Annotated in this window: 18 protein-coding genes; 8 read left to right on the top strand and 10 right to left on the bottom strand. The window is 52.6% G+C overall.

Annotated features, from left to right (window positions below):
* The first annotated feature begins 34 nt into the window (after positions 1-34).
* Positions 35-1,372, top strand: coding sequence for an MFS transporter (locus NST69_RS10895; RefSeq protein WP_342549261.1), 1,338 nt, complete (start codon positions 35-37; stop codon positions 1,370-1,372).
* Here NST69_RS10895 and NST69_RS10890 read toward each other — a convergent pair.
* The 8 genes from NST69_RS10890 to NST69_RS10855 all read right to left on the bottom strand — a co-directional run bounded on the left by NST69_RS10890 (position 1,341) and on the right by NST69_RS10855 (position 9,863).
* On the bottom strand, positions 1,341-2,939 hold the full coding sequence (locus NST69_RS10890; RefSeq protein ID WP_342549260.1) for a hypothetical protein: 1,599 nt from the start codon (positions 2,937-2,939) through the stop codon (positions 1,341-1,343). The genes NST69_RS10895 and NST69_RS10890 overlap by 32 nt on opposite strands.
* Positions 2,932-3,645, bottom strand: coding sequence for an ABC transporter ATP-binding protein (locus NST69_RS10885; RefSeq protein ID WP_036729857.1), 714 nt, complete (start codon positions 3,643-3,645; stop codon positions 2,932-2,934). The genes NST69_RS10890 and NST69_RS10885 overlap by 8 nt, the downstream gene beginning before the upstream one ends.
* 74 nt (positions 3,646-3,719) lie before the next feature.
* Positions 3,720-4,478, bottom strand: coding sequence for an ABC transporter ATP-binding protein (locus tag NST69_RS10880; protein WP_342549259.1), 759 nt, complete (start codon positions 4,476-4,478; stop codon positions 3,720-3,722).
* 9 nt (positions 4,479-4,487) lie between these two features.
* Complete coding sequence (locus NST69_RS10875) at positions 4,488-6,806, bottom strand: FtsX-like permease family protein (protein WP_342549258.1); 2,319 nt, start codon at positions 6,804-6,806, stop codon at positions 4,488-4,490.
* A 3-nt stretch (positions 6,807-6,809) separates the two neighbouring features.
* Positions 6,810-8,090 carry an MFS transporter gene (locus NST69_RS10870; RefSeq protein WP_342550144.1) on the bottom strand — a complete coding sequence of 427 codons (1,281 nt, stop codon included), beginning with the start codon at positions 8,088-8,090 and terminating at the stop codon, positions 6,810-6,812.
* Positions 8,083-8,748, bottom strand: coding sequence for a TetR/AcrR family transcriptional regulator (locus NST69_RS10865; RefSeq protein WP_342549257.1), 666 nt, complete (start codon positions 8,746-8,748; stop codon positions 8,083-8,085). The genes NST69_RS10870 and NST69_RS10865 overlap by 8 nt, the downstream gene beginning before the upstream one ends.
* A 261-nt stretch (positions 8,749-9,009) precedes the next feature.
* Positions 9,010-9,360 (bottom strand): metalloregulator ArsR/SmtB family transcription factor, encoded by a 351-nt coding sequence (locus tag NST69_RS10860; protein ID WP_339255713.1) that lies wholly within the window; start codon positions 9,358-9,360, stop codon positions 9,010-9,012.
* Between the two features lie 47 nt (positions 9,361-9,407).
* Complete coding sequence (locus tag NST69_RS10855; RefSeq protein WP_342549256.1) at positions 9,408-9,863, bottom strand: MarR family transcriptional regulator; 456 nt, start codon at positions 9,861-9,863, stop codon at positions 9,408-9,410.
* 175 nt (positions 9,864-10,038) lie between these two features.
* Here NST69_RS10855 and NST69_RS10850 point away from each other — a divergent pair, with 175 nt between their 5' ends.
* Positions 10,039-11,007: a zinc-binding alcohol dehydrogenase family protein gene (locus NST69_RS10850; RefSeq protein WP_342549254.1), complete on the top strand. Its 969-nt coding sequence runs from the start codon at positions 10,039-10,041 to the stop codon at positions 11,005-11,007.
* 178 nt (positions 11,008-11,185) lie between these two features.
* Positions 11,186-11,791 (top strand): histidine phosphatase family protein, encoded by a 606-nt coding sequence (locus tag NST69_RS10845; RefSeq protein ID WP_339255708.1) that lies wholly within the window; start codon positions 11,186-11,188, stop codon positions 11,789-11,791.
* A gap of 114 nt (positions 11,792-11,905) precedes the next feature.
* On the opposite strand, the gene NST69_RS10840 is transcribed toward NST69_RS10845, so the two are convergent.
* Positions 11,906-12,952, bottom strand: a complete 1,047-nt coding sequence (locus tag NST69_RS10840) for an aromatic ring-hydroxylating dioxygenase subunit alpha (protein WP_036729879.1) — start codon at positions 12,950-12,952, stop codon at positions 11,906-11,908.
* A 348-nt stretch (positions 12,953-13,300) separates the two neighbouring features.
* Here NST69_RS10840 and NST69_RS10835 point away from each other — a divergent pair, with 348 nt between their 5' ends.
* From NST69_RS10835 to NST69_RS10815, 5 genes are all read left to right on the top strand, one after another.
* Complete coding sequence (locus NST69_RS10835; RefSeq protein ID WP_036729881.1) at positions 13,301-14,131, top strand: PRD domain-containing protein; 831 nt, start codon at positions 13,301-13,303, stop codon at positions 14,129-14,131.
* Positions 14,132-14,269: 138 nt separating this feature from the next.
* Positions 14,270-16,177, top strand: coding sequence for a beta-glucoside-specific PTS transporter subunit IIABC (locus tag NST69_RS10830; protein ID WP_342549253.1), 1,908 nt, complete (start codon positions 14,270-14,272; stop codon positions 16,175-16,177).
* Between the two features lie 27 nt (positions 16,178-16,204).
* Positions 16,205-17,662 (top strand): family 1 glycosylhydrolase, encoded by a 1,458-nt coding sequence (locus NST69_RS10825; protein ID WP_342549252.1) that lies wholly within the window; start codon positions 16,205-16,207, stop codon positions 17,660-17,662.
* Positions 17,663-17,667: 5 nt separating this feature from the next.
* Positions 17,668-18,618 carry a 2-keto-3-deoxygluconate permease gene (locus NST69_RS10820; protein WP_342549251.1) on the top strand — a complete coding sequence of 317 codons (951 nt, stop codon included), beginning with the start codon at positions 17,668-17,670 and terminating at the stop codon, positions 18,616-18,618.
* Between the two features lie 191 nt (positions 18,619-18,809).
* Positions 18,810-19,352: an NADPH-dependent FMN reductase gene (locus NST69_RS10815; protein ID WP_036729889.1), complete on the top strand. Its 543-nt coding sequence runs from the start codon at positions 18,810-18,812 to the stop codon at positions 19,350-19,352.
* Between the two features lie 116 nt (positions 19,353-19,468).
* On the opposite strand, the gene NST69_RS10810 is transcribed toward NST69_RS10815, so the two are convergent.
* On the bottom strand, positions 19,469-20,530 hold the full coding sequence (locus NST69_RS10810) for a LuxR C-terminal-related transcriptional regulator (protein WP_342549250.1): 1,062 nt from the start codon (positions 20,528-20,530) through the stop codon (positions 19,469-19,471).
* Positions 20,531-20,544: the final 14 nt, after the last annotated feature.

Below are 20,544 nucleotides of genomic sequence, written 5' to 3'. Positions count from 1 at the left end.
ATTAAACAATAACAAATACGAAGGAGAATCACGGATGAAAATGATGAACAAAGAGGCTGCCTTGCTGGCAACCTTATGTTTTCTCGTGCTGATGGGCGTGTCTAATGCTATTTTATTTAACGTGGCCCTGCCAAGCATCATAGCCGATCTGCATCTCACAACCACGAAGGCCAGCCTGATCATTACCTGCTATACCTGCATCATCTCCATCGGAGCTTTAACGTACAGCAAATTATCCGAGCACTATCAGATCAGAACGCTGCTCCTGACAGGAATTAGCCTGTTTGTCGGAGGCTCCATTCTTGGATACCTCAGCGGGCACTACCTCCTGCTCATTGCAGCACGCGTGATTCAAGCCAGTGGCGGATCTTGCTTCGTTCCCTTGTCCATGATTACCGTCAGCCACTATCTGCAGCCGGCTCACAGGAAGCTTGGTCTAACCCTAATCAGTTCGATGATGACCCTCGGCTCAGGAGCCGGCTTTCTGCTCGGCGGCGCTATTACCACCTTCTTCGGGTGGCATTTCCTCTTCCTGTTCATGTTCCTAATTGCCCTGGGATTCTTCGGGATCTATGCCTTCATGCCTAGAGCTTACCTCAGAGAAGACCATGACCGGCAGCAATTCGATAGGGCAGGTGCAGTGATGGTGACGCTGATCATCGTCTCATTTTTGCTCGCTATTTCACTGAATCTCTGGCTGTTCATCATCACCCTAATAATGATTGTACTCATGAAGGCTTATGCCAGTAAAGACCGGATGAACCCTTTTGTAGATATACATATGCTGAAGCTGAAGCCTTTTCAAAAGCTGCTTGCGGCAACCTCTCTGAACAGCGCCTCTATCGTGGCTGTCCTCTATCTGTTTCCATTGCTGCTTACACATACCTACAGGATATCTCCTGTTACAATCGGCTTGATTCTATTCGCCACCGCACTGTTCAATGTGGGCACGAACCTGCTGGCTGGACGTCTGCTGCAGATATGGACCCCTAAGCGGTTAATCAGCGTCTTTAGCCTGGCAGCCATTTCCGGCTTTGTTCTCATGGCTCAAGGAGCTCACACCTCACTGGCCCTCTTAGTAGTCGCTCTGGTGTGTATCTACATCGGGAATTGCGCTGTACAGATCGGACTGAACCATAGCGTTCCCCTGACCGTTCCTGCACCAGCGAGTGCCGCAGGCTTCGGGCTGTTCAATCTGATTAACTTCGCGGGCATGGCGGCAGGACCTGCACTGTCGAGCCGGATGCTGTCGCTGAACAGCCCTTACTGGGCGATATTTCTGTTCTTTGCCGCTCTGGTGACACTAATACCCATGATTATCCGCACAGATAAACCGGCAGCTACAGCTTCGCAAATAACCGTTCCCCATTGATCTGGATATATCTGTACATGCCGGCGCAGACCGCTGCCATTAGAATGCAGTATCCCAGCAGGATGAGATTTCCGTCCATCCCAGGAAGAAGCATGAATAGTACGGCGGGAACAGCCAGCGTGAGAACGCCGATAACCATCGTTACCAGCACCGACGCACTCTGCTTGATCGCCGCAACTTCACTGGTCCAGTCCAGCTTGGGCAGCTTCAGGTTCACCATAACGCCCAGCAGCGCAGAATAGCAGGCATAGATTACCGGAACGGCCAGCATCAATATACTCTCCGTCAACCCGGCACGCAGGGTATAGACCAGCAGCCCCCAGCTTACGGCTGTAACCGGTAACGTAATAGTGAGATTCACCGCCACCTTGCTGAATACAATTGCCGGTTTGGGCACGGGGGAGCTGGTCAAGATCCACAGATGATTGCCTTCCAGCGAAATAGAGCAGGCTGTCGTACAGCTCAGAACAACGAATAGAGAGATCACCAGCGGACTCAGCGTACTTAGGGAGTCCGACAGCTGCGGGATGTCAAGTATAGTTCCCAGCTGCTCTGAGCTGACGAATAATAAGGAAATGGACATCATCAGGAGCAGCACCATCCCGATCCCTGTGTTCAGCACATAATTGACCGAGCTGAAATAACGCCGCAGCTCCTTTAGATACAAGGCCTTGAATGCTGAATTAGCCTGTAGCGGCTTCATCGTATATCCGCGGCTTGCGCGGCTGGTCATAAGCCCTGTATGAATCGCCTTATACCGGGTCGCCAGCAGGATTGAGAACAGCATAAAGACCAGCACAGACACCGCGATGAAGAAGAGCAAGGCACTTACCCGGTACGAGCAGACCGCATCAACGTACAGGGAAGCCGGAGGATACACCTTGAAGATCATATCACCCAAGGCGGCTCCAACATCTGCAATCGCCTGCTGGCCTTGATTGAGCGTGAACGAGCCCAACATCAGTATAATGATGAAGGCGAACGTGAGGATCATATTCAGGATTTTGCTCGCCCGGAACCGGGAAGAGACCCAGCTAATGAGGGTGCCCACAAGCGTAGCCGCTATAATCGGCAACAGAGTAATGAAGAAGAGCGTCAATAGGAAAAACAGATAGAACAGCACGCCCGGCTTCACATGTATCGCATACACCGCCCCCGCCGGAAGCATGACCAGCAGTGTGAAGAACAGGTTCATCACATAGAGCTGAAGCACCCGGCTCGCCACCACATGGCTGGTCTTCACCGGGAGGGACATGATCATATCGTAGTCTTTATAACTGAATAATACCCCGCTTGCCTTATAGACCGTAGTGAAGAAGCCGACCAGCGAAGTGACCGCCATCATCACTGCCAGCAATAAGTCCATCCGCCCAAGCTGCTCGAACGACTGCGCCATCATGAAGCTGTAGCCGAATGACACGGCTCCGATCATGAGTATCCCGGCTATCATCGCGATGCTGAGCAGCAGCGCCTTCCGTCTCTGTGCAGAGTCTTTCGTATGCAGCGCTTTATTGAGGCCGAAGGAGGACAACAGCTGCAGCTTCGTTAATCTCCAGACATTAATCATGATCGATCAGCTCCATGAATACATCCTCCAGGCTGTTTTCGCCTCTGACCTCTTCGGTCTTACCATGGGCAATCAGCCGTCCGCCTTTGATGATCGCAATCTTATTGCAGAGCTTCTCAGCGGTATCCAGCACATGCGTGGAGAAGAAAATCGCACTGCCTCTGCTGCACACATCTGCCATGATCGTCTTCAGCGTATGCGCCGCTTTCGGATCAAGTCCCACAAAAGGCTCATCCAGCACTAACAGCTTCGGCTCATGGATCAGGGCAGAGATAATGGCCAGCTTCTGCTTCATGCCGTGGGAATACGAGGAGATCAGATCGCCCAGACTCGCTGTAAGCTGGAAGGCATCGCCGTACTGCCCAATCAGCCGCTCCCGGTTGGCCCCCGATACACTGAAGAGATCGCCGATGAAATTCAGGTACTGAATCCCCGTCAGGTGATCGTACAAGTCCGGGTTATCCGGGATGTATGCAAGCTTCGCCTTGCAGGCTAACGGATCTTTTTTAATTGAGATGCCGTCAATTTCAATCTCCCCTTGTTCAAAATCAAGCACGCCCACCACAGCGCGGATAGTCGTGGTCTTGCCAGCGCCGTTATGGCCGATGAAGCCATAGATGTCGCCCCGTTCAACTACCAGACTGAGATCATCTACTGCTTTTTTGCCGCCCTTATAGCTCTTCGTAAAATGTCTAATCGTCAGCATTTCCTCTCACCTCTTCCTTGGTGTTAGCAAATAACTATAATACGAACAGCCCGGGCTAATGGTTCATTTCAATATTAAATCCCATTCTCCCGCATTTTTGCCGTGATTAAGTTCATGCGGGGCTCAAGCGTCTCTCCGCTGTATTTCGGCAGGCGTATCTCATCGACAATCCTGCCGTCGCACATGAACATAATCCGCTGCGTCCTGGCCGCCACAGTGGCATCATGGGTGACCAGCATGATGGCCGTCCCTTCCTCATTGATCCCGGACAGCAGGTCCATGATCTCCTCGGCAGCCTTCAGATTCAGCGCACCGGTCGGCTCATCCCCGAAAATAATGCGCGGACTGCCCATCAGCGCGCGGCAGATGCCGGCCCGCTGCAGCTGTCCCCCCGAAGCCTCCGTGATATCACGCTTCGCCAGCTCCGCGATGCCCACCTTCTGCATAAGCTGCTGCGCCTTATCCGTAATCGCCGCAACCTTTCGCCGGTTGCCGCGCATCGACGGCAGAATGATATTATCCAGGATGTTCAGATTCTTCATCAGCGTCGGCTGCTGGAACACGAAGCCCATTTCCGTTCTGCGGAGATCCGCAAGCTCATCCTCTTCAAGTATCCCCAGATCTCTGCCCTCAAAAGTAACCAGTCCCCAGTCGATCCGATCCATTCCGCTCAGTGCAAACAGGAGCGTGGATTTCCCTGAGCCTGAAGGTCCCATCACCGAGACGAATTCACCTTCGTGAATATCGACGGATACTTCGTCCAGCACCTTGCGGCGCTCCTCGCCGGTGCCGTATTGTTTGGTTATATTTTCACCCGAAATAATCTTCTTCATCTTCTTGATCTACTCCTTAATATTGCCGGATATTTGAATTCGGCCGATGCCCGATGTGCCGATAACCGCCCCGATGAGTACAGAACCGGTCATGATTAGCGGACACAGCAGATACGCCGAGAGTGGATGGACCACGAACTTGAACGACGAAGCCCCGAAGGAGGAGATCACAGCACCGGCAAGAATCTGCCCCAGAGTGTTCGCCAGCAGGGTGCCCAGAACCATCCCGGTCACCAGTACAAATATAGAACGCGCATAATACTGTACAGTCAGATCGGAATTCCGGAAGCCCATCGATTTCATGACGGCGATAGGGTAACGGTCCTTAGCTACCAGCATCCGCATGAACAAGAGTGTAATCAGTACATTCAGGACCAGCATCACGGCTAGAGCAGCCCATGCAGCCTTACCGACTGAGCTAATGGTAGAGCCGAAGGTCTGCGTCACATATTCCCCGATATCGGACACCTTCGCATAACTGAACCGCTCTGCATATTCGCTCACCTTGCTGCTGATTAGCATGGAATCTGCAAGCTCCGCATAAATCACGGCCCACATGGCCTGATCAGAAGTCGTGGTGAAGGTGGCCTTGGCTGTTTTCCCGCCGTTGGTCACATCCGAATAAATCCCGGATACCGTAAGCTCCTTCGCTTCTCCGTTTACGAGCAGGGTCAGGGAATCACCGGCTTGCTTGCCCAGTTCCTTTGCATTCGCGGCGGAGAGGGCAATCTCATTCGCTGCAACCGGGCCATGTCCTTCACCATAGGCAACCGGAAAAATGGAATGGTCACCCAGCTCAACCTTTATCCGCTCAACGACACCATTGTCCAGCTTCACGTTCAGCGCCTGAGTGGTCAGCACGGCAAAACGGAAGATCATCACATCCTGCTCCATCACCCGCGCAATATCTGCGGCCTTCTCTGCAATATGGTCCGTCTGCTGGATATCCATGCGCAGATCACTGTCACCGATGCCCATGTATGTAATGAAGCTTGGAGAGGAGATCGTATGATAGAGATTCTGGGGCACAATCATAAGGAAGGAAGAGATGACGAGCACCGCAAGCATGGTTGCGTATAGACTTTTTCTGGACAAGACATCCTTAACGCCCAGGTAGACATTCGTGTTCAGCAGCCGGTTGCCGCTCAAGCTAAACCGCCCTGAGCCCGTCCGGGTCTGCTGGGATGTACCGAAACGGATGGCTTCGACCGCCGAAATCTTCCGGAAACGCTTCAGCACCCTGTTCACATAGGCAACAATAATGAGGAATACGAGCAGTACGCCAAGGATACCGCAGGCCAGAGCAAGTACCGGATGTGCACTTTCTCCCATATACAGCCTGATATTCTCAAGCAGCAGACCTCTGAAGCTGAACGATAATGCCAAGCCGAGGATACTGCCCAGAGCTGCTATCGCTGCGTATTTGGCCAGATAGATTTTTTTGAGATCCGAGACGCGCAGACCGATGGCCTTCATGACACCGATCTCGCGGTAATCGCTCTCGATGGTTGCCATGAGGGTGAACCGTATACATAGAAAAGCAATAATAACAACCAGCACACTCGCCAGCAGGATCACCGCAATCATCAGCCCGTCCGAGATCGCATTAAGCACTCTGAACAGGGGATATGTAATCACCGGACCGTTCCCCTCAAGTCCTGCTGCGGTATAGTCGGTCTCGAAGGCTCCCAGCATCGACAGGTCTTTCAATCTGAACTCAATCAGATATTCCGTGGTTCCGTACTGCGCCAGCTCCGCATAATCCTCCGCGCTGACGAGGAACCGCTTCGATGAAGCGAGCAGCGAGTTCATCTGTGAATCCCGCAGGAACCCCGCTACGGTGAGACTTGTGTCCCCCACGGTAACCTTCCCTCCGGCCTTGACGGAGCCATCCTTCATATAACTGATCGGGACATACACCTCGCCGCCCCGTACATCAATCACATTCCCGTCCAGATCAAGCAGATAATCAAACTTCCCGCTCTGTGTGCTGAAGCCGTTATCCTGAACACTGTCCGCAAGCGTATGCCCGTCCATGACAATCCTCGCGCCTTCTACATTGAGGAAATCAAGCACCTGGTAATCTTCCACCTTGTTGTTCTGCTCTGCAAAGGCCTTGAGCCGGGCTTGATCCAGCTGGCCGGAATGCATCTGCAGGAAATGCGGCGTCTTCGCTTGTGTCATCAAATGATCGATGGCCCCGCTCAGATTGACGACCAGAATAGCTGACAGAGAGACGAGCATGGCTGCAGCTGCTACGAACAGCATAGTCGTGAGCGTAATTCCCTTACTTGTGCGGATATCTCTACGGATGATTCGGTAAAACATAAGTTACCCCCTGCTCTCAAGACTTGTAATGGATTTGAGCCGATAGATCATGACCGAAGCAGCGCTTAACAGCAGCCCGGCAATGATGATGAGAAGTCCCATCCCCCGCCCGCTGCCAGTGCCGATGATCCGCCCCACACTATCCGCCAGAACTCCGCCGCTCACCAGCAAGGGAGTAAATACGTAGTCTGCCAGCACACCTGCCAGCATATAAGCCGCCACGAATCCCAGCTGTGAGAGCAGTCCGATCAATGACCAGGCCCTCCCCTGAACGGAATTGTCAATATTGGTGCGGACCAGATAATCCAGGGCCGTGTTCGTAAAGGGCAACATAGCAAAAAACATAAATCCGGCAGCGCCAATCAGCACAATATTCTCACGCAGTCCGAAGACGGCGATACTGATTCCTGAGCAAAAAAGCGACACTGTCAGCATGCGTACGAAATTTTTTTGTATATGCAGCATCCCTATAATGACACTCGACACCAGCATTCCCGATGCCATGACCGTCTCAAGCGTCCCCAGGACCGCACTGCTGGAGAACGCCAGAATCATCGGCATCGACAAGGTCTCGATGAACCCGATGAAGAAGGTCATGACCGAGGTCATAATCACCAGCACCAGTACTCCCCGATTCCCGGAGACTGCTCTCCAGCCTTCTTGAAATTCACGGATAAAGGCCGGTGCCTGCTCCGTCTTCTTGGAGGTAAGACCGCTGCGGACTGCAAGCGTAGTAGGCACGGTTAGAAAAAAAGTACAGATGTCGATAATCAGCAGCAGCTTCACATCAGAGACTGTAAGCAGCAGCCCGGCAATGAGCGGCGAAATCAGATATTTCGCGGAGCCGGCAATCTGCACAAACCCGCTGGCCTTCGTATACTGCTCCTCGGTAAGCAGATCCGTTATCGTAGCCTTATAGGCGGGATCTAGCAACGAGGAGAATACCGAGCTTACAGTCACTCCTACGCAGATCTGCCACAGCTGTGCATCTCCATTCAGCAGACAGACCAGAATATAGATTAGACCTAAGGCAGAGAGCGTATCCCCCAGCACCATCAGCAGCCTGCGGTCATAGCGGTCCGCTAGCACGCCAGCGACTGGACTGAGTAGGAGGGAAGGCATGAATGCCAGTAATGTCACCAGCGCCATAGCCGAAGCCTGCCCGGTCTGCTGTAAGGTATAGATCCCCAGCCCGAACGCGGTGAGCCCGCCGCCGATAGCTGAGATCAGTTGTCCTGACCACAAAAACAGGAATCTGCCGAAGCCTGTGCCGGATCTATTCATCACCATTGCCCGCTTCCACTCCACCGGAGCCGCCGAACATCTGCATCACGCTCATCAGACTTCCGCTCCCGGCACCGAGCAGCCTTTCCACATTGGCGATGAAGGCCAGAATGCGTGACATTCGCTCGTCCTCCGTCATTTCGACCATATCTTGGTCAAAAATGGTGGTGGCGTAGACCACAACCATCTCCATACATTCATACGGATAAGGCGTATTGAATATCCCCTGCTCAATCCCCTCGCTGATGATGGAGGCCAGAATGGGCGGAACGCTGCGTATGACCGCCTTCTGAACCTTCTGATGCATCAGCGCATTCTGCGGCTTGTGGATATGCTCCATAATCTCCGTGCTGCTGCCGTCTCCGCTGCTGATGTTCAGCGCCATGACCGCACGGAGAATCCGCTCAATGACGGGGATGCTCTTGTCTTCAGCAATCTGCTGCGCGGCATGAAGGATAGTGGCATTCGTCCGCTCAATCAGCGCGTCCATAATATCCTCCTTCGACTTGAAGTGATAATACAGTGTCCCGCGCGCAATGCCGACCTTGCCCAGAATATCGCCCGTGCTGGTACCGTCGAAGCCCTTCTGTCCGAACAGCTCCTCTGCTGCATCCAGAATCTCATTTCTGCGGGCTTCTGCTTCTTTTACAACTCTCATGGTCATGTCTCCTTATGTGAAGGTGGGATGATACTAACTTTGGGAGTAACTGTACATGCAACTTTGGGTGTAACTGTAGCTTTATTTGTAAATAAACAATCACCGACCGACTGTCTGTCGGTAAGTGATTATAGCATAGCATGCTTTTCTGAAACAAGGTAGCTTAAATTTTGCATATACATTTGTCCTGTGCACCCACGCACCTCACAGCAGCGATTGTATTCGGTTTTCCGCATAACGCACAGCAGGGATTCTCCATAATCAGAGAATCCCTGCCTCACGCTCGCATTGTGCCAGAACCTTCTCCAGCCCGCTCACCAAGCTTTTGAGCACCATCAGCTTGCTTCCGGAGTCCAGCCGGTAATAGTTGCGGGTGCCGTCTTTTCGGACGCTAACAATTCCGGCCTCTAACAATATTCTAAGATGATGGGACACGACCGGACGGGAAAAGTGGGTGATCCCTCTTATCTCGCCTACACGCATGCCCGGATCTTGCGGCCCTTGCAGCAAGGCCATCAGAATGGCTTGCCGGGTCTCGGCACCGACCGCGTTCAGCACCTTCAGCGAATTCTTGAATTGAGATGCCAGCTCATTCATAAGCTCCTGATCCATGAAAATCCCTCCTATGTGCTTCATCGTCACGAATCCTATCGTTTCGTTCAGCGGCTCATCCCTGGAGCAGTGACCAGAATCTTGCTGGCCAGGGCTATCATCTGTGCCCGTTCCTCTCCGGTAAGACCATCGGTTACCGCCGTAATCTGCCGCTCGATCTGCTCCCCGACCTCGTGAATAATCTTCCAGCCTGCCGGAGTAGCCCTCACATTGAATGCCCGCCGGTCACTCTCTGATACGGTACGCTCTACCAGCCCGCGGCGCTGCGCCCGGTCAACGAGCCCTGTAATACTGGATTTGTCGAGGCCCAGATGCTTGGCCAGCTGCAGCATTCCCGGCTCCCGGTCGCGCAGTATCCCCAGCAGACGGATCTGAATGATCGACAGATCATGCTCCGTGCCTATCCGGGCAAGGATATTCTGCACCAGGAAGGATAGCTGCACAAGGCTGTCTACCATCGACAGATCATCCAGCTTATCAAAAGAATTATCGTAACTGCTCATTAATTTCACTCCGCACTTTTGTATATTTCAGACCTGTTTGCTCCTATTGTACCACAGTAGCCGTTGACATTGTACGTAATACAAACTATATTGTTTGTATTACAAACTTTTTAGTTTGTTTCACAAACCAAAAACACTCACCCGGGTAATTAGCCGGGCAAATGGAGGCCTATTTATGTACGCTGCTATTGTAAGATCATTCGATTCAGGTCCGAAATACGAAAAGGTTGAAGCTCCGGTACCTTCAGGAGAACACGAGGCTCTGGTGGAGGTACTGGCCGCCGGATTACATCTCCGGGTCCTGGCACAAGCCGATGGTTCTCACTACACCAGTACGGATGAACTGCCGCTAATCCCAGGTATTGATGGCGTCGGACGGCTCCCGGATGGCAAGCTGGTCTATTTTGTAGCCACCGATACGGCCCTGGGATCATTCGCAGACCAGACCCTCATCGATCTTCGCCGTGCTGTCCCGCTCCCCGCAGATGCTGATCCCGTGCTCATCGCTGCCGCGATGAATCCGGCCATGTCCTCCTGGGTAACTCTCCGCCGCCGGGTTCAGGCTAAGCCCGGGTTCAAGGTTCTTATTCTGGGTGCTACCGGCAACTCCGGGCAGATGGCCGTGCAGATCGCCAAGCTTATAGGAGCCAGTCAGATCATCGCTGCCGGGCGGAACCCGGAACGTCTCCGTTCGCTTACACAGCTTGGTGCAGATGTAGTCATATCGCTTACCGGAGATCCCGGGGCAGTGGCCCGGAACCTCGGCGAAGCCTCAGCTGAAGTCGATATCGTTCTCGACTATCTGTGGGGTGAGCCTGCTGCACTCGCCATGCTCCCGATGTTAACCCGCCGGTCCGACCGCAGCCGGCTGTTAACCTGGATTCAGATCGGTTCCATGGCAGGCGCGGACGCCGCGATTCCTTCCGCTGCACTCCGTTCTGCCAACTTCCAGATCATCGGCAGCGGCCAGGGGTCCGTCACGCCTGCCGGATATCTGGCCGAATTCCCGGCGTTGATCCAAGCGATTGCAGAGGGTCAGCTTACAGCCAACCCTGTAGTTTACCCGCTATCCGAAATTGAACAAGTATGGAAGACTCCGCCGGGCAGTCAGCAGCGTATTGTCTTCGTGCCGCACAACAAGTAGTTTCCCGAACCCTCCAAGCAAGCTATGTCCGGGTATTGTCAAGCTACGTTACTCCTACTGTAACTTCTGTTCTTGAACATTCTGGAAAGTAAGTGATAGACTTAGCAGGATATCCTTTTTGAAGGAACCTTTTAAGGAATCATACTTACGCATCATAGAACAGGGGGCCGAGGAGCAGTTGGCGATATATCTGGTAAGACACGGCAAGGATGACGAAGGATATCGCGGCGGATGGAGCCAGCGGGGGCTAAATACCCAAGGCTACAGACAAGCCGAGAAGCTGGGCTGTTTTTTGAGAGAGAATTCGGCTTCATTCCCTATACAACGTATAGTCAGCAGTGATCTGCAGCGGGCGCTGGATACAGCCGGCGAGCTGGCAAGAGAGCTGAAGTTACCCTTGGTGCGCAGCATGGATTGGCGGGAGATGAACAATGGCGTGATCGCCGGTATGCCGAACGAAATCGTGAACGAACGGTACCCCGGCTTATACTTCTCAGGACTGCGGATGGACGAGCGTTATCCCGGCGGAGAGAGTCCGCTCGAATTTTTCACACGGATTCAAGAGACCTTCACCCGGCTCTGCGAAGAGCATGCGGACAGCGGCCCCGATGATAACATAATTATTGTTACACACGGCGGTGTCATAAATATCATCTATCACATCATCAAAGGGATCGATTGGAATAACCGTGGCAGTAAATTCCCGGCTTCCTATGCCAGCCTGCACAGAATTGAGCTTGTGGACGGAAGATGGAGCCTTTCTCTGGAAAATTATACGGTCTAGCTGCTGCCGCTGACTCGACGTTACGCAGGCAGCCTAGACCCAATCAACACAACAGCACACGCCCGGCTGCCGAGCTTCTGCTCTCTGCTGCCGGGCGTGTGCTGTTAATAATGCTCAGGACGTATAATTCTGCCCCAGCCCTAGACTGCTTAGCAGCTGTCTATAAGCAATGGAGGTGCGGTCTGCCGGAATATGGGCTTCAGCCTGCAGATCCAGCGGGAGATCCTCCGGCGTCTGCGACTCCACCATCTCCGCATCCTCCTGGAACACCTGCAGATTGAATTTCACCGTGTCCTCCAAGGGGGCGTTCTTGTCAAAATTCCGCGAGATCGGGCAGAACAGCCGGGTATAACGGGCCGACACCGGAGAAGCACAGTTCAGAATCTTCAGCCTGCCCTCATCCGGGAAATAGACAGTTAGCGAAGCGGCGAACGGTGCGAATACACGGAACTCCCGCAGCCACTGGAAGCCTTCCGGCGCAGGATTCTCCTGCCCTTTGCCATAGTTGCTGACCGTGCTCCAGTATTCTGCCACCAGCTCCGTCTCCCCTTCACGCCACACCTTGTACTGGGGAACCTCTGTATTATTGCGGTCACCGAAGGTTGCCGTATGCACGTAAGCGAAATGGGATACATCAAGGAAGCCTTCCATCTGCCGCCCGGAGGAGCCGGCAATATCGAAGCTTGGGATCAGAATATTAATATAGTCGGGATCATCCCAGGCCGGGAAGGCGGGAATCTGCTCCGGCGCATCTGCCAGGCAGGTCCAGATCAGACCGTAGCGTTCGATGGCCGGATAGACAATCAATTTCAATTTGGGCGAGATTTTGGCGCTTGGATGTGCCGGTACCGCAGTACATTTCCCCTCACAATTATAGCGGAACCCGTGATACGGGCAGACAATCTCCCCGTTCTCCACCCATCCCTTACTCAGCGGGGCTCCCCGGTGAAAACACAGATCCCGGGCAATAACCACCTTGCCTCCGCTGCGGTAGCATACCAGCTTCATATCCAGCAGCTTCACAGCCACCGGCTGATCCTGTACCTCTGCTGCCGTAGCCACCGGATACCAGTACTGGGCCAGAATACGCCAGTCTTCAGGCGAGAAGGTGCAATCACGCGGGAGCTCAAGCTCTGCCTGCCGTTTCTTTTCCTCTATCATGGCTGCCCCACCTCTCCATATATTATAGATACTTAAGATTCCTTAATTATATGTCAGAATAACTGACTTGTTGAGTGTATTTTAAGCTAATTTCATCATGACAATCAATTATTTCGCTGAATATTTTGTATTCGAGCCTAAAATCAGCTATTCAATGTTATGCAAAATGACATATAAATTGATTTCTAATACCCATAAAATGCATGATTGACTTTTCGAAGCTGCTGATTATAATAAGGTTATATTCCTTACACGGACTGTTACTGGGCAACCAGGCATGACCGAAAACGATTACATTTTTTTGTAATCCTTTTCGGTCATTTTTATTTGGAGGGGAGGTGAGTATGTATGAAGGTCATCAAAAAAGTGAACAACAATGTAGCTATTGCTATTAATGACAACAATGAGGAAGTGTTTGTGGTTGGCAAGGGAGTTGGTTTCCCAAAAACCCCCTATCAGTTGACTGAAACCGATATGGTGGTGGAGAAAATCTTTGTCGCTCCCAAAAACATCCGCATGTACGACTTGTTGAACAGCATTCCGATTGAGCATATCTATCTGGCGGAAGAAGTCATTACCATGGGCAGCGACATTCTGCATAAGACGTTCAATACCAATCTGCTGCTCACTCTCTCTGACCATATAAGTTTCGCTCTGGCCCGTACCCGTGAAGGTGTCTCCATCAAGAATCCGCTGGAATGGGAAGTGCGCACCCTATACCCGGATGAGACCCGTGTAGGTGAAGCTGCAGTCCGGTTAATTGAAGCTACAGCGGGAGTCCGTCTCCCGGCAGCCGAAACGACCCTGATTGCCTTACATTTTGTGAATGCCCAGGTGGGGTCTGGAGAAATGAGCGATACAACCAAAATTACCACCGTTACCGGCGAGATGCTGTCCATCATCAAATACGCGCTGAAAATTGATTTTGAGGAAGAGTCCATTCACTTCATGCGCTTCGCCACCCATGTCCGTTATTTCATCATGCGGCAGATGAGCGGCAAGTCGCTGAAGAAAGAGAATGAAGCGTTGTTTGAGATGGTAACAGAGAAATTCCCGCGTGAACTGGAGTGTGTGGAGAAGATCGCGGCATTCCTGCAGAACAATTACGGCTGGAGCTGCACCAATGATGAGAAGCTGTATCTGATTCTTCACATTCAAAGGTTAATCTCCAACGACTAGCCGGCCCTGCCCGATAATTGCATACTATGAATTGGACTGTTACTGATTCGATCAGGCATGACCAAGCACACGGGAATGACGATTCCCTTGCTTGGTCATTTTTTTATTCCCAGACTACTTTATGTAAGGAGAATGGTCATGAACAACAAGGAATTGGCCCAAAACGTACTGGAGCTTGTAGGCGGCGAACGTAATATCTCATCGCTCACCCACTGTGCAACACGGCTGAGATTCGTGCTTAAAGAAGACAGAAAGGCCGATCTGAAGGCGCTGGACCGACTCGAAGGCGTACTGAAGGCGCAGAATGCAGGCGGGCAGGTTCAAGTGGTGGTCGGGAACAAGGTAGATGCTGTGTATGCTGAGCTGCGCAATCTCACCTCGGAGAACCTCCAGAGCGAAGACGGGGATGCAGCTCCCAAAAAGAAACAAAATCCGGTAAATGTGGTCCTTGAGACGATTGCAGGCATCTTCACTCCAGTGCTCCCGGCCTTGATCGGCTGCGGTATGATCAAGTGCGTGGCTACAGTATTGGCAGCGCTAGGATGGATGGAAGGCTCCGGGTTCCTGTCCATCGTCAATATGATTGGCGATCTGATTTTCTACTTCCTGCCCTTCTTCATCGCTGTAAGTGCTGCCCAGAAATTTAAAACCAATCCGTATCTGGCCGTTGCGCTTGCTGCCGGATTAATGCATCCCGTGATTCTGGATGGCGCAGCCAAAATTGCCGAAACCGGCGTGAAAACAATCGATTTCCTCGGCATGCCGATCCTGCTGATGAAATATTCCTCGTCGGTGATTCCAATCATTCTGGGCGTGTGGGTCATGAGCTATCTCTACCCTGTAGTGGACAAATTCATTCCCAAGTTTCTGCGGGTGCTCTTAACTCCAATGATTGTATTGTTCATCATGATCCCGCTGGAACTGATCGTACTTGGACCGGTCGGCTCTTATATCGGTACTTGGCTGACCGACGGCATCAACTACCTGTATGCAACCGTTGGCGTATTGGCAGGTACGATTCTCGGGTTCTTCAAGCCCATCATGGTTATGTTTGGCATGCATTACGCCATTATGCCGATCCAGATTCAACAGATTGCCAGCATAGGCTCGACCATGCTGCTGCCGGCCTCTCTTGCAGCTAACCTGGCCCAGGCGGGAGCCGCCTTCGGTGTCTTCGTCCTTACCAAGAGCAATACGATGAAATCCGCAGCCGGGTCAAGCGGTTTCACCGCCCTGTTCGGCATTACCGAGCCGGCGATTTACGGTGTCAATCTTCGTTACAAACGGCCGTTCTTTGCCGGGTGTGCGGCAGCCGGAATCGTAGGCGGTTTCTACAGTATTGTTCATGCGAGTGCAAATGCCATCGCCCTTCCGGGAGTCTTGGCCCTCGGAACGTATACAGCAGACCGTTACGTCTATATTGTGATCGGGTCCATCGCAGCAATCGTTCTGGGATTTGTATTCACCTTGCTCGCAGGCATCAAGGAAGATGCGGGCGGGCAAGCCACTACGAAGGCTAAGAAGAACGCCGCTTCGCCGGCAGCCGCTCAGGATGCCACCCCTTTGGCATCCCGCGCTGCGGATACCGCTGGTATGCTGATCGTCAGCCCGATGACAGGTGAAATTAAGCCGTTAGCCGAGGTTGAGGACCAAGCCTTTTCTCAGGAGCTGATGGGTAAAGGCATTGCCATTGTGCCGAGTGAAGGCAGAGTGTACGCACCTTTTGACGGAGTGGTTGAGGCATTGTACAGAACCAAACACGCCATCGGGCTTAAAGCAGCGAACGGCGTGGAAATACTGATTCATATCGGCGTAAATACGGTGAGCCTGAAAGGCAAGCATTTCAAATCCTATGTAGAGCAAGGTCAATCCATTCAGGCTGGCGACCTGCTGGTGGAATTCGATTCCGAAGGAATTATTGCCGATGGCTACCCTACAATTACCTCTATTGTCGTGACCAACATGCAGCAGTTCGCCGATGTACTGACGGCCTCAGATAGCGGTTCAATCCAAGAAGGCGGAGCACTGCTGAAACTGATTCCGTAACTCATACAATTAAGGAGGAACACTATAATGACGCAATCTTTGTTTCCGGAAGGCTTCCTGTGGGGAGGCGCTCTCTCCGCCTGTCAGGCGGAGGGTGCTTACAATATAGACGGCAAGAGCCTGACCATTCCTGATGTGATGAAATTCAACTCCAATAACGATCGTAAAGTAACCAAGCAGATGAAGATTAACCGCGAGATGATTGAAGAGGCCAAAAACGATCCAGATACTGTTAAATATCCAAAACGCCGCGGCATCGACTTTTACCACACGTTCCGTGAGGATATCGCTCTGTTCGCCGAAATGGGCTTCAAGGTCTTCCGTTACTCCATCGCATGGGCCCGTGTATTCCCGGGCGGAGACGATGCCGCTCCGAACGAGAAGGCATTGCAATTCTACGATCAGGTGATTGAGGAGTGCCTGAAGCACGGCATGGAGCCGCTGATCACCATTAGCCATTTCGATACGCCAATCGTGCTGATTGACAAATTCGGCGGCTGGTATAACCGCAGGCTGGTGGACTTATATGTCAACTACTGCGAGGTGTTATTCAAGCGTTACAAGGGCAAAGTAAAGTATTGGGTGACGTTCAATGAAATCAATATGAGTGTCAAAGCCGGAGCAAAAACACTCGGAATTATCGAATACGATGCACCGAATTATGAGGAAATGCTGTTCCAGGGGTTACACCATCAGTTCGTAGCAGCATCCAGAGCAACCCGGTTGGCACATGAGATTGATCCGGCTAACCAAATCGGCAGCATGGTCGCTTACTTCACGACCTATCCGTACACCTGCAAACCGGAGGATGCCCTCCAGATGCAGAAGGATGACCAGATGAAAAACCAGTTCTTCCTCGATGTCTTGAACCTGGGCGAGTATCCTTATTACGCCAAGACGTATTTCAAAGACAAAAATATCACGCTGCACATCGAGGATGGCGATCTGGACAGCATCCGTGCACATACGGCGGATTACGTCGGTATGTCCTACTACAACTCCATGATCTCCAGCAGTGACACAGAGCAGCTCGAACTGACGGCAGGCAACGTACACAGTGTCTATAAAAACCCGCATTTGCCGGAAAATGAGTGGGGCTGGCAGATCGACCCTGTTGGGCTGCGGTATACGTTGAATCTGGTGTATGACCGCTACAATAAGCCTGTGTTTATTCTGGAGAACAGCTCAGGCTTCTACGACAAGTTGAATGAAGACGGTACTGTGAACGATCCTTACCGCATAGAATTCTTGAGAAAACATATCGAACAGATGGGGCTGGCCATTCAGGATGGTGTCGAAATGATAGGCTATACCATGTGGGGGCCGATTGACATGATCAGCTCTTCTACCTCGGAAATGAGCAAACGTTACGGATTCATCTATGTGGATCAGGATGACTACGGCAACGGGACGATGAAGAGAACCCTCAAGGATTCCTTCTATTGGTATCAGAATGTTATCCGGACGAACGGGGCCGAGCTGTAGGCAGTATGAATATACTACGGTCTGTCCAAAAAATACCCGGCGGTCTGCTTATCGTCCCCATGCTGCTGGCAGCCGCCGTCAACACGGTGTTTCCGCAGCTGTTCGGCATTGGTGATCCTACAACCGCTCTGTTTACCTCCAGAGGAACGATGGTGCTTATCGGCTTGATCCTGTTTGTATCCGGGACGCAGTTGGACCTCCGCCTGCTCCCTGCTACACTGAAGCGCGCCGGGGTGCATGCTCTGGCAAGAATCCTGATCGCCTGGCTGATCGGCTGGGCCTTTGTGCAGGGGTTCGGCGCGGAGGGCTTCGGCGGCATCTCTGCCATTGCCTTCATCGCCGTGATGACAAGCTGCAATCCGGGGCTATATCTGGCACTGATGCATTCTTATGGAGATGAGATGGATCAGGCTGCCTTTGGAATTCTGAACCTGATCGCTGTTCCGGTCATTCCGGTCATGATCCTGAATTCGGCCAGCGGGGCAGGGATTGATTATCTTAGCGTGGCGGCCACGCTGCTTCCTTTTGCCGTAGGTATTCTGCTTGGCAATCTTGATGCTAACCTCCAGAGGATGTTTGCTCCGGGAACAGTTATCCTATTGCCATTCCTTGGCATTAGCTTCGGATCTAGCATCAACCTTAGCCTGGCCTTCCGGTCGAGCTTATCCGGCCTGCTGCTAACCTTACTCTTCTTCCTGCTTTGTCTGCTGCCGCTGGTTATGATTGACCGTCACTTGTTAAAACGCCCGGGGTATGCAGCGGCGGCTACCTGTTCAGTTGCCGGTCTATCGATGGTTGTGCCCGGGATGGCTGCCGGATTCAACCCGGCTTATGCTCCTTATGCGGATACAGCTATAGCACAGATTGCTTTTACTGTCATCCTGACTTCCATCACCATACCTTATGTGGTTAAACGGCTGGCTGTAAAAGTGAACTCGGCCGAAGCCGGCCATTAGCTGCAACCAGAGTCATCCATTGCGGTCCATTGCCTTCCCAGATTCGGGTCTGCGATTGGGCCGTTTTAATTTTTAGCTAAAAATTTAACTAGGTTTCAAAATTTCACTTGCTTTATTAAAGTTATCAGCTATAATAAAAAACATATCAAGCAAAACAAATTACGGAAAACAAAATTCGAGGAGGAATTACAATGACAACACTTAATATCGGAATTATTCTTGGAAGCACACGCCAGGGCCGCGTTAGCCCGCAGGTAGGCGAATGGGTGAAGGGGATCGCTGATGCCCGTGGAGATGCTAATTACGAAATCGTAGATATTGCTGACTTCAAGCTGCCGCTGCTCGGGGAGAGCGACAGCTACGCTGAAGCTCAGGCTTGGGCAGCTAAGCTGGCTACCTTGGACGGATTCGTATTCATCGTTCAGGAATATAACCACAGTCTCTCCGGTGCCCTGAAGAACGCACTGGATTCTGCCCGCGAAGAATGGAACAACAAGGCTGCCGGAATCGTCAGCTACGGCTCCGCCGGTGGCGCCCGCGCTGCTGAGCATCTGCGCGGTATTCTCGGCGAATTGTCCGTCGCCGATGTTCGTGTCCACCCGCTGCTCTCGCTGTTCACCGACTTCGAGAACGGCTCGGTGTTCAAGCCGGCTGACCTGCATGCTGCCAATGTCAATGCTATGCTGGATCAGGTCTTGGCCTGGAGCGGCGCGCTGAAGACACTGCGCCAGTAAGAGTTCATTCGAAGCAGTTCCAGATCTGTAAAAGTCTAAACATGAAGCAAGGGGAATCTCCAGCCAAAGGCTGTGGAGATTCCCCTTATTTGTTCTACATTAGTAATTCTCGACCCTTATCGCGGAAGCAGCCGGCTGATCAGCTCTCTGCGGCTGGATACACCTGTCTTGGCGAAAATGGATTTCAAATGATCCTGTACCGTGTAGGCGGAGATATGCAGCGATTCTGCCAGCTCCTTGGTCGATAACCCCAGCGCCAGCAGCTCTGCCAGCTCCTTCTCCCGTGCGGTCAGGGCGAAGGCTTCGGCCAGCACCCGGAAGACATCCCCGGAGCGGGCACTTACCAAGGATACGGCGAGCTGTGTCTGCGGGCCGCCAAGCAGGCTTGCGGTAACCGTCAGATACGCTCCGTCTCCGATTGGAAGACTTATTCTTGCCTGAGAAGTCCCGGCTCCGGCGGGCTTCTTCGCGCCGAGCACCCGCAGGCATACGGCACGCACCGGACCGGGAAGCTGCCCTTCTTCCAGCTGCTCCAGGTTCCAGATCTGCTTCAGCCAATAACGGGCTGCTGCATTCGCACTGACCGCTACCAGCCGCTCACTCAGCACTAGAATACCGTTATCCTCCGGCACTGCCCGGTCCGCTCCGGATACCGGCAGGACAGAGGCATACGCACGCAGACGTTCAGCGATCAGCGGAGCTACCGAAGCCAACAAGGCGCATTCCTGCTCCTGAAACGTCGGCTGGCCCAGCGGACGGAATAAGGTCAGGAACCCCCAGCAGACCCCGCCTGTGCGCAGCGCTACACGCAGCTCATCCCCGAATCCGGCGGGCTGCAGCACCTTGCGGTAACGCGCGCTTTTCTCCAGACTTCCCCCGGTCACTCCGCTTAAGCAGACTGCCGGAATATCCGACGCCGCTAACTGCTCATACTTCATATAATCCTCATGCAGATATTCATACTCGAACAATAGCGGATGAACATCTTCAAGTCCCTGCTCCGTGACTGCCCCTGTGGTTAAAAGCGTGTGCGGGTCTACTGTCGTACAACAGGCCGCAGCGAACGGAACCAGCAGGCGGAGCCTGGCAATCACCGCTTCGCGGTACTGCTGTGAATCCAGAACCGGACCACCCCGGGCAGGGTCAAGCTGTAGAATGCTTCTCATAACCTCGTTCATCTTCTGTCCTCCCC

This window comes from Paenibacillus sp. FSL P2-0089, assembly GCF_038595095.1.
Lineage (GTDB): Bacteria > Bacillota > Bacilli > Paenibacillales > Paenibacillaceae > Paenibacillus_AQ > Paenibacillus_AQ silagei.
Note: the sequence above shows the minus strand (reverse complement) of the source record. Positions and strands in the feature narration are given on the sequence as shown.